This is a genomic window from Psychrilyobacter sp., assembly GCF_049671765.1.
GTDB lineage: Bacteria > Fusobacteriota > Fusobacteriia > Fusobacteriales > Fusobacteriaceae > Psychrilyobacter.
Map to the genome: position 1 here is coordinate 1 of NZ_JBATVM010000273.1, position 10,352 is coordinate 10,352.

A 10,352-nucleotide genomic window follows, 5' to 3' on the forward strand; every position below is an offset into this window, starting at 1 on the left:
GCTACTATAAAATTTGGACAGGTATTAGCCCAAGATTCAAAAGATGGGAAATTTTATATATATGATCCTACCCATGATGGATCTGCTACTCCTGGAACAACACCTGCAGAATATACAAGAAGTGTAATTGCAGGGCTTTATATCAATGAGGAAGATATAGTTTTAACTGCTGCTGGAGAAGATGTAATAACTACAATTTCAACTATGATTCAAATAGGGAAAACTGATTTAGTAGGGATTAATTTTGAGACTAACTTTACTGCTTTAAGTGAGTTAAAGAGGGCAGGAGTAATAGTGGTAGATAAAATAGAAGGAATGGAGGAGATTGGCTAATGAATAAAAGAATGATATGGTTGGCAGCGTTATTAAATGCAGCCACGCAAAAATTAGAAGTACCTAAAACATATTCATCTAAATTTGAAGGAAGTGGAAATAAATATCTATCTCCTACAGAAATGATTAGAGTGGATGATATGATGGATCATTTTGTAGTAGCTGGAATTGTAGGAAGAAATGAAGTCTTACCTATCTTAGGAAAAGATGGATTCTCAAAATTAGAATTTGAGCCAGATATAATTGGAGGAGAGTTTCCATATAGTGCCAGTGATATTACAACTGTAAATGCAGGAGTACCAACATATACAACAAATGGGAAGATAATAGATTCAGTAAAAGCTATGGAAGCAAAATATGTGAAAATGGGTGCTGCTGCTATAGTAAATAAATTTGAAAGACAATGTGTAGATGCATATTTAAAAGGGATCTATATAGATAAAAAGGGAAAAGAATTAAATGTAGGAGTAAAAACTAATAAAAGTTTAGCCCTTGCATCAAAAATAATAAGTGATGTGATCTTAGGATTAGCTCTTGATTGGACCACTAAAAAAGGTGGAAGACCTAAGATAGAGGTTGGTCTAACAGTTTTTAATAAGATTAAAAATGAAGCGAATGATACTAAGCAAAACATAAACAAGGTATCTTTTTCATATACTGATACAGGGGCCTCATTGCAAGTAGGGGCATTAAAGATAGAACTTTTAGTTGATGGAATAGGAACAGATGGGAAAGTAGTAGATACTTCTAAGATGATAATTTTATCTGATCCAAAAACACTTGCTGTAGGTTATGGATGTTTAACTTATGGAGATGTAAAAACAAATGAAACTAAGATCATAAAAGCTGAAAAATTAGCAGGGGAAACTAGAGTAGAAGCAACGTCTGGATCTAAAGGTATTTGGACTAAATCAGCTCCTATGCCTGTTTTAGCTAATATAAAAAAATATATTAGATATGTAGCTACAGGATTATAAGGTGATACCTGTATTAAAATCGGAGTCTTTTCTAAATGAAAGGCTCCTTTTAGAAATAGCTGATTTTCATGGGATGACAGAGAGTGAATTAAAATCATTGATAGATGATCCTGATAATCCTAGGAATCTAAATAAAAGAGCAAATAATTATTTGACTGTTAGATTAGGTAATAGAGTATCTAGCTTAACTACTGAAAATTGGCAAACTCTAAAAGAAGCATATATCCACTGGAAATTATATGAGGATATGGAATTTGAAAAAGATGTAACCGATAAAAAGAAGGAATTAGATAATTTAATTAAGGGGATTAGGGAAGATAATATAAATACTTTAGGGAAGAAAAAAGTCTCAGGAATTATGGTTTTTTAGGAGCTGAAGAAGATGAAAATAGATGGATTTACACATAAGATCCTATTATTAAAAGAAGAGTTTATGGCTTCAGATAAATTTAAGGGATTCCGTATGGGAATTGTAGAAGATGAAGAGAACTTTAAATTTTCAGGAAGAACAGTAGCTATAATTATTGATAGTGAAAATATAAGTGAAGAAAGACAGAAAACAATAGATATAATCTATTATTTTTCTAAAACTAAAAATATTAGTAAAAATAAAATATTAGGTTTTAGAGATGAAGTGAAACAATTTATTGATTTTATAGAATCTATGGAAGATAAAAGGTTATCTAACAAAGGATTTAAAATTGATTATGGAAGTGTTTTAGAAGATGGGAAAACATCTATTAGAACAGCTAGTATAAAGGTTACTTACGATATAACAAGACTTAGAGATATGGAATTAGAAGATAAAGATTTTGAACTAATGAAAGATCTCTATATAGATTGGGAGGTGAAATGATGGCACAAAAAATGAACGGACAAGTATCTTTTTTAATGGAATTTAAGGAGAGATATACTCAGGCAATAATTGGTCAAGGTGCTGGAGTAGTAGGGTTGATATTACCAAGTAAGATAAATACTAGTTTTACAACCAAAAAATACTATACCCTTGCGGATGTAAAAGCAGCGGATTGGTCCCCTGAGATATATAAATTATTCAAAGAATTAGTTTTTAGAGGAGTTCCAACTAAGGTTATAGCTTATAGGATAGAAGAAGCTCCAGATAGTGGTTATGTTGATATGACTCATCTATCGGGACCTTATAAATATTTATCAAAAATATGTGATTATATTGCTTATCCTGGAGGAAAAGAAGATGAGCATGATGCATTGGTAGGAATGGTAAAAAAAGATAGAGTTATAGATAAACTTATAAATCCATTTCAAAAGCCTATTAAATTAGTGGTAGCTACATCTACTTCCCCAGATTCTCCATATATAATTAACTTAAAACAAAAACATACTGTAAATGAAATAGAGTTTACTTCTAGTCAGTATACAGGCTGCATAGTTGGATGCATAGCAGGAGTTGGATTAGCCAATGGATCTATGACTTATTATAAGCAGCCATGGGTAGAGAGTGTAGAGGAATCGACAGATATAAATGCAGATGTTGGAAATGGGTATCTCATAACAGTAGCAGATACAGATGGTGAAAACCTCGTATATAGAACTGAAAGAGGAATAAATTCATTTATAACACCTATTGAAAATATGGGGAGGACATTCTCAAAGATAAGATGTATTGAGCTAATGGATATAAACTTAAAAGATATCCAATATACCTATAAAAATTATTATATAGGTAAAAGAAAAAATACATATGCTAATAAAATGGCATTTGCTGGAGCAGTTAATGCATATTTAAAGATGTTTATGACTAATGGAGATCTAGATACTAATTATGGAAATAATATGATAGTTGATAGTAATGCAAATAAAACATGGGCATTGGGTAATGGAAAAATTACAGAAGGAGAAGCTGCTAAAATGGATGATTATAGAGCCAGAAGACTTAATACTAAAGATAAATCATTTTATAGAATATTAGAATATACTCCTGTAGATGTTATGGAAGATGCCGAAGTAATAGTAGAGGTGATATAGGTGAATAGTAGAGAAATATTTAATGGGGCCTTTGGTGACTTTGTTATGGATGGTGAGGTTCTAGCACAGATAAAATCAGCAGAGGCAACTATAGAAAATGAATATGAAAGTATTAATCTTCCTGGAGGGAAAAAAGGGCAAAAATTAAAATCCTCAGAAGGAAAGGGGAAGTTTGTATTCTATAAGATAAATTCTTTTGAATTTAAAAAATTCCTAAAAAATAACATAAATATGAAAGCTACATCATTTAGCATAGAGGTTGCAATAGATGATCCAGATGGAAATGGAGCTGAAAGAATATCTTTAGCAGAATGTGAGTTTTCAGGAAACTTTAATCTATTTAATTTTAGTTTAGATAGTTTAATAGAAAAAGAGGTTGAATTTTGGTTTGATAAAGACCTAGTAGATACACCTGAATTAGCTTAAAAAAACAAAGCCCTTATTTTGATTGTAAGGGTTTTTCTAAAATCAAATTAGTGTTTATACCAATAAAATGGAGGGTTTAAATGAGTAAAGATGAGAATATAGATGAAAAGGTTATAGAAAGTAAAAAAATTAGTATAGAATCACTTCTAACAAAAGTTGAGGAGACAAAAAGTGATAGTGTAGGAGAAAAAACTATAGAAATTAAAATTGATAGATTAGAAGAACTTTTGGGAGAAGGTGTGGTGGTAGTTAAAGTTCCAAATTTAGAGATTGTATCTTCTTCTATTATTACAAATAAAAAAGATATTAAAGGGTCTTTTAGTTACGGTGGAATGAATTTTAATGTAAATAAATTAGTCTATAATTGTCTTATTGAACCTAATCTTTCATCCGAAAAATTAAGGAAAGCATTTGGGGCAAAGAAAAATATAGATGTATTTACTATGATTTTTAAAGAATCTGAGATTACTTCTATGATGAAAATCCTTATGGAAAAATATGGATCTGGTGTTACTGCTATTGAAAAAGTAAAAAACTAATAATGTCTGATGATGATCTATTTATGTATAGTTATTATCTCCAAAAAGGCCATACTCTAAAATCACTTTTAGATTTGAGTTATGGGGAGAAAATATTTTATAAGGCATCCATAAGTTTATTGTCAGACAAGATGCAGGAAGAGAGGTGATCCCGTGAGCGATACAGTAAGTTTAAAAATACTAGTTGATACCGTGAAGGGGATCGCTGGGTTAAAGAAGATGGGAGATAGCCTAGTCAGTGTAAGTAAGGAGAGTAAAGGAACAGATAAGGCGTTTTCTAGATTAACTTGGGAATTAAAAAAAGCTGAAGCTGGTTTAGTCCATGCTGCTAGAAAAACAGATATAACAGCTAAAGAGTTAAGAGAATTGGATAAAAAAACTAAGGAAGCAGCAGAGAAATTAAAATTTCTAGCAAGTGGGAGTAAAAAAGCTAGTAAAGCACTTAAAAATACTGGTGATTCTGCCGATGAAGGAAGTAAAAAAGTAAATCACCTTTCAGGAGCCTTAAAAACATTTATTAGTGTTGCTGCTATTTTAGCGACAGTAAAAAAAGGAATAGGGATAGCTAGTGAGTTTGAAGACTATAAAAATACATTAGAAGTAGTAATGAAAGATACTAAAAAAGCTGGTGATATGTTTCAGTGGGCTGTAAAAACAGCAAATAAAACACCTTTTGATACTAAAGACATGATAGAAGGAACTGTAAGACTTACATCTTATGGTATATCAGCTAAAAAGACCATGGGATATATAGGCGATATGGCGGCTGTCATGAATACAGACCTAATGCAGGCTGTAGAAGCTGTTTCAGATGCACAAACTGGAGAATTAGAGAGATTAAAACAATATGGAATAACCAAACAAATGATTGTAGATCAGGCAAATTCAATGAAATTACATGGAGTTGTAAATGCCAAAGGACAGATAACAGATATAGATAATTTTAATAAGGCGTTATTTGCTCTTATGAAAAATAAGTTTGATGGTGGTATGGTAAAAAAATCTAAAACTTTTTCAGGTGCACTATCAACAATAAGTGGAGTAATCAATACATCTATGGCATCTATCATGGGGATAGGGATGGATGGAAAAATTATAGAAAACTCTATATTTGATACTTTAAAAGATGGAGCCTTATCTCTAGCTAATTCCTTGGTAAAACTTCAAGAAACAGGAGAATTGGCAAGATGGGGAGAAGAAATTGCGGCCTCACTAAAGACAGCAGGAGAATTTACTAAAGAATATGGTGAAGATATACTTTTTGTAGCTAAAACTGTAGCTGTCTTAATGGGAGTTTGGAAAACAATTACTGTAATAGGAACAGCAACAAATGCAATTAGAGGAATTACAGAAGCTTATCAAGCAGCAGCAGCAGCTCAAAAAGGACTGACTGTAGCTCAATGGGCATTTAATGCTGCTATGACAGCTAATCCTGTAGGAGTAATTATAGCTGCCCTTACTGCATTGATCGGAGTGGGATATTTAGTTTATAAAAATTGGGAGACTATAAAGAATAAAGCATTAGAATTTTGGGAAGTTTTGAGAGATAGTCCTATTGGTGGAATTATAAAAACTTTTGAATTGTTTGGAAAAACTATTATGGGTGTATTTGATTTTTTAAAGGGATTATATGATCTTTGGAATAAATTCGTTGGTGAAAAAAATAAAGAATTTGAAGTTAATTTTAAAGAAAATGTTACTAGAACCGTTATCAATGATAAAGAGATAGAGCCTTTAGGAACCAAGTGGGGGAATTTTAATAAATCAAATGAAACCAAGATAGATGGATCCCACAGAACAGGAATTTCATATATACCAAAAGATGGGTATTTGGCAGAACTTCATAAGGGAGAAAGAGTCCTTACCTCCAATGAAAATAAAAAATATGACTCTAAAAAAGAAAGTAAATCGAATGTAATTACTATAACTATTGAAAAGTTGTTTGATAGTTTGATTATTAAAAAATCAGAGGACAAAGATATAGATGAAATTACAAATAAGGTTGCAGAAAAATTTGTATCAAAATTAAATTTAGCTATAGCTAATCTGGGGTGATATAAATGAACTTTGATAATTCGTATAGTAAGATGGGAATCAGAGAGTTAAGAAGCCTTTATAGAAGCCAATTAGTTAAAAATCCTAATATAAATAAATTTTTTAGGGGGAAGGAGGAGCTACAAAAAGCTTTAAGTAAGTTTTTTCCTTCAGGAATGGAAAATAACTCCAAAGATGCATTGAAAAAATGGCAAGAGACAGATATTTTTCTAAAAAAAGGCAAGTTATATGAGGATGGGAAGATCCTATTTAAGTTTCCTATAGTTCCTGCAGAAATAAATTTATCTACTGGGAATGATATAGAAAAAATAAATACTATAGATGGGATCTTAAACTTTATAAAAGATCATAGGTTAAAAAAAATATCATGGACCTCATTTTTTCCTAGTAAGGGATATTCTTTTTCTAAAGATAATCAATTATCTGAATGGGAATACTATGAAGCTATAGATCAATTAAGAAAAAGTGGTGATCCTATAGAATTAGTTATTACAGGAACACGAATAAATTTACAAGTGATTATATCTGAGTTTTCCATAACTACTGAGGGGAATGGAGATATTGGGTATAACATAGAGTTTCAAGAATTTGTATACCCAGAACAAAAAGTAGAGATAGATAAAAAAATCTATTGGAAACCAAAGGAGATATCTCCAGTAAAACCAAAGGTAAAGTATTCTCAAAAAGATGGGAAACCGATATTTAAAAAAGAACATATAGATTATAACAGAGGTCAGATATGGGAATAAAAATATTTTGTATAGAAAATAATAAAAGATATGAAATTACTTCTATGGTTAAAGGTTCTATTTCATGGGGGAAAACTATAGATGAATTTGCTCAAAAACTATCCTTTGAGATGTATGCATATAAATTAAAGGGAATGCCTATTAATCCAGTAAAGCTGGGAAGTATTATAGAAATTCAAAGTGAAAAGATAGAGTTTTCAGGAATAGTTATATCAAATAATGAAAGTAAAGGTCTAATTAGTTATTCAGTGGTAGATTTCACTTTTTATTTCACTCAAAATGAAGAAATATATCAATTTGAAAAAGTTAAAGCAAATAGTTGTATAGAATCAATTATCCTATCTATGGATGCTCCTATAGGAACAATAGATAAAGTGGATATGGAGATAGATAAGATCTATTTTAATTTGTCGGCTGGAGGAGTCATAAAAGATATTATCAAAATAATTGAGGCTAAGAAAGGGATAAAATTTCGTTTTTATTTTAGAGATGGGAAGTTTCATTTTAGAAGTAGAATAGATAATATTTCAACTTTTGAAGTAGATTTTTTCAATAAAAAATATAATGCTACCGATCTTTCTAAAAATATATCTGTAAGTAGGAGTATAGAGAAACTAAAAAATTCTATAAAGGTAGTTATAAAAAATAATGAAACTAAATATAAATCAATAGAATCAAAGGATAAAAAGAGTATTGATAAATATGGGTTATTGCAGAAAGTAGAAGTTATAGAAGCTGATAATCCCAATGATTCTAAATCTATTGCCGATAATCTATTAAAAAAGAGAAGTTTGGTAGAAGAAAAGGTCAAAATAGTTATTCCATGGGTAGAGAACCTCTATGATGGAGATAATCTTATTATTAAAAATTCTTTGATAGATGGATTATATACAATTAAATCGTTTACAAAGAATATAAATAGTATAAGTTTGGAGTTGATACCTTATGGATAGTCCATTTATTGAGTTGGCCAAAATTATTAAAGCAAGGGATAATCCTAAATTAATAGGGCCTATTATTGGAATAGTGGAGAAGATCCCTCCAAATTTAGAGATAAGGATAAATGAAAAGATCCTTTTGAAAAAACATCAAATTATTATGGCCAAAGAAAAAATGAAAGGGTATACTAGAGAATTTCATTTTACTGGGAATTTTAATAGTTTAGATATGAAGTTTGAAACAACTTTTACAGAAACTACACCTATATTTGAAGTCCCACCAGTAACGCATCCACCAGATCCACATAAACACGAAATAAAATTAGCTATGAGTAAGGATACGGATTTTGAGGGGACAGGGAAGATCGATTGGACAGATGAATTAAAAGTAGGGGATATGGTAATAATCTTACCGATGAACAACAATAATTTATTTTTTCTATTAGATAAAGCAGATAAATATGGAGGTGGATAATGTTACCTAAAATAGTAAATTCACTCTTAGAAGTATATCAGAATGAAGGTGCCCAGGGATTAAAAAAAGAAGTTTTAAACTTAGGAAAAGATATAGCATGGGATTTTGAGGTTAATAAAACTTCTATTAGTGGTGGTTATCCTATGGACCTCATAGATCCAAAAGAAATAACAAAACAATGGATAAAAAAAGTGTTTGAGACAACTAAAAATAAGTATATGACATACATAATAAATAAAAGTAATCCATCATTTGGATTACCTCTTAGGAGTTATATAGGAAATCTTAAAATTCCAAATAGTCTTATTTTGGCTGAGATAGAAAAAGAAATTGTAGAAATGATGATGGTTTTCCCCTATATATCTAGAGTTATCGATGTATTTTTGTTAAAGAACAAAGATAAACTTATTGTTTTTTATACTGTAATAACTATAGATCAAGAACTCATAATAAGTAATGTATCTTAGGAAGTGAAATAATGAATCAAAAAAATGTAGAAGGAATAATTCAAAGGTTAGTAGAAGGAATAAAAAATCATGGTTATGGAACGTCTGAGGGTAGTTATACTAGGGATATTGTGATTAATCCAATAAGTATTGAATTAGATGGTCTTTCAGAAAAATTAAATAAAACTATAGATAGAAGGTTTTCAGGGACCGCTACTGGGCAAGAATTAGATGTCATAGTAGCAGATGATGGGATTAAGAGAGATAAAGCAAAAAAAGCTACTGGATTAGCTAAAGTAACTGGTTTGAATGGAAGTGAGATTAAGAAGGGATATCTATTTAGTAGAACCGATGGTGTTACGTACGTAGTATTAGAAAGTAAACAAATTACTAATCTTGAAACTAGTGTAAAAATTGAGTGTAGTTCTAGTGGTGTTATTGGAAATTGTGGAATAGGAGAGATAAATAAATTTATAGAAAATTATCCTGGGCTTACAGGAGTTATTAATGATTTTGAAATAATAGATGGAAAAGATATAGAATCAGATGAAATCTTATTAAGTAGGAGAAATGATAGGATTTCCCATCCGGCTACTTCATGGAATCAGTGGTGGTATAGAGATGAGGCTCTAAAAGTAGAAGGTGTAGGGGTCGCTCATTGCGTTCCAAGACATAATGGAGCTGGAACAGTAAAGGTAATCATAGCAAATGAAAATATAGAGCCAACATCAGCAAAGTTAATAGCAGAAGTTAAAAAAATTATAGATGATCAGTTTATCAATGATATTCAGTTAAGTGTAGAAACTATAGCTTATAAAGATATTAATTTAGTGATAAATGCCACTTTAAATTCTGATTTTGATATCACTGCTGCTAAAAATACGATTGCTAAAGAATTAGAGGGATACTATAAGGCTGCATTGTTTAAGACTGATAAAATCTATTATTCTTATATTCAAGAAGTTTTAACTCATTCATCAGCATTATATAACGTAAAAGATCTTAAGGTTAATAACCTTAAAGAAAATATAAATATATCTCACAGTCAATTATCTAGAACACTGGTAGGAAATATAACTTTAAATGGAAAATAGGAGGGAATATGGCACCATTGACTAATTATGAAGCAAATAAGTATATAGATGATAGGATAAAAAATAATCTCTATATTGGATTATTAAAAGGTGATCCTGGATATAGTGGTGACGTGTCTAGTGAAGTAGCTGCTGTGGAATATTCAAGACAATCGGTTGTATTCTTAGATCCTACAACTGGGAAAACACAAAATAATAGTGATGTTGAATTTTCTATAGCTACTTCAAATTGGGGGCTTATAAAATATATAGCTCTTTTTGACTCTCTAACAGGAGGGAATATGGTTTCTTATTCTAAATTAAACTATGATCGTGA

At 30.5% G+C, this 10,352-nt stretch carries 14 protein-coding genes; all 14 read left to right on the top strand.

Translation table 11 applies throughout. The features are described from left to right. The coding region (locus tag WBG30_RS12825) for a hypothetical protein (RefSeq protein WP_424505058.1) at nucleotides 1–333 on the top strand (333 nt) is incomplete at its 5' end. Further along, a complete protein-coding gene (locus tag WBG30_RS12830; RefSeq protein ID WP_424505059.1) occupies nucleotides 333–1,310 on the top strand; it encodes a hypothetical protein in 978 nt (325 codons plus the stop codon). The genes WBG30_RS12825 and WBG30_RS12830, both read left to right, overlap by 1 nt. A gap of 1 nt (nucleotide 1,311) precedes the next feature. Beyond that, a complete protein-coding gene (locus tag WBG30_RS12835) occupies nucleotides 1,312–1,680 on the top strand; it encodes a hypothetical protein (protein ID WP_424505060.1) in 369 nt (122 codons plus the stop codon). Between the two features lie 12 nt (nucleotides 1,681–1,692). Continuing rightward, nucleotides 1,693–2,166, top strand: coding sequence for a hypothetical protein (locus WBG30_RS12840; RefSeq protein WP_424505061.1), 474 nt, complete (start codon nucleotides 1,693–1,695; stop codon nucleotides 2,164–2,166). Beyond that, a complete protein-coding gene (locus WBG30_RS12845; RefSeq protein ID WP_424505062.1) occupies nucleotides 2,166–3,314 on the top strand; it encodes a hypothetical protein in 1,149 nt (382 codons plus the stop codon). The genes WBG30_RS12840 and WBG30_RS12845 overlap by 1 nt, the downstream gene beginning before the upstream one ends. Next, nucleotides 3,315–3,740, top strand: coding sequence for a phage tail tube protein (locus tag WBG30_RS12850; RefSeq protein ID WP_424505063.1), 426 nt, complete (start codon nucleotides 3,315–3,317; stop codon nucleotides 3,738–3,740). It abuts the gene before it with no gap. Between the two features lie 80 nt (nucleotides 3,741–3,820). Next, on the top strand, nucleotides 3,821–4,279 hold the full coding sequence (locus WBG30_RS12855) for a hypothetical protein (RefSeq protein ID WP_424505064.1): 459 nt from the start codon (nucleotides 3,821–3,823) through the stop codon (nucleotides 4,277–4,279). A gap of 153 nt (nucleotides 4,280–4,432) precedes the next feature. Next, entirely contained in the window at nucleotides 4,433–6,334 is a 1,902-nt protein-coding gene (locus WBG30_RS12860; protein WP_424505065.1) for a hypothetical protein, read from the top strand. Between the two features lie 5 nt (nucleotides 6,335–6,339). Beyond that, nucleotides 6,340–7,083, top strand: a complete 744-nt coding sequence (locus WBG30_RS12865; RefSeq protein ID WP_424505066.1) for a hypothetical protein — start codon at nucleotides 6,340–6,342, stop codon at nucleotides 7,081–7,083. Beyond that, on the top strand, nucleotides 7,074–8,036 hold the full coding sequence (locus WBG30_RS12870; protein WP_424505067.1) for an XkdQ/YqbQ family protein: 963 nt from the start codon (nucleotides 7,074–7,076) through the stop codon (nucleotides 8,034–8,036). Before WBG30_RS12865 ends, WBG30_RS12870 begins: the two co-directional genes overlap by 10 nt. Then, the gene (locus WBG30_RS12875; RefSeq protein WP_424505068.1) at nucleotides 8,029–8,496 is read left to right on the top strand and encodes a DUF2577 family protein; all 468 of its coding nucleotides are present in this window, start codon (nucleotides 8,029–8,031) and stop codon (nucleotides 8,494–8,496) included. The genes WBG30_RS12870 and WBG30_RS12875 overlap by 8 nt, the downstream gene beginning before the upstream one ends. Next, nucleotides 8,496–8,963 (top strand): DUF2634 domain-containing protein, encoded by a 468-nt coding sequence (locus WBG30_RS12880; protein WP_424505069.1) that lies wholly within the window; start codon nucleotides 8,496–8,498, stop codon nucleotides 8,961–8,963. The genes WBG30_RS12875 and WBG30_RS12880 overlap by 1 nt, the downstream gene beginning before the upstream one ends. An 11-nt stretch (nucleotides 8,964–8,974) precedes the next feature. Next, complete coding sequence (locus WBG30_RS12885; RefSeq protein ID WP_424505070.1) at nucleotides 8,975–10,036, top strand: baseplate J/gp47 family protein; 1,062 nt, start codon at nucleotides 8,975–8,977, stop codon at nucleotides 10,034–10,036. Nucleotides 10,037–10,044: 8 nt separating this feature from the next. Then, on the top strand, nucleotides 10,045–10,352 hold a 308-nt coding region (locus tag WBG30_RS12890; protein ID WP_424505071.1), incomplete at its 3' end, for a phage tail fiber protein.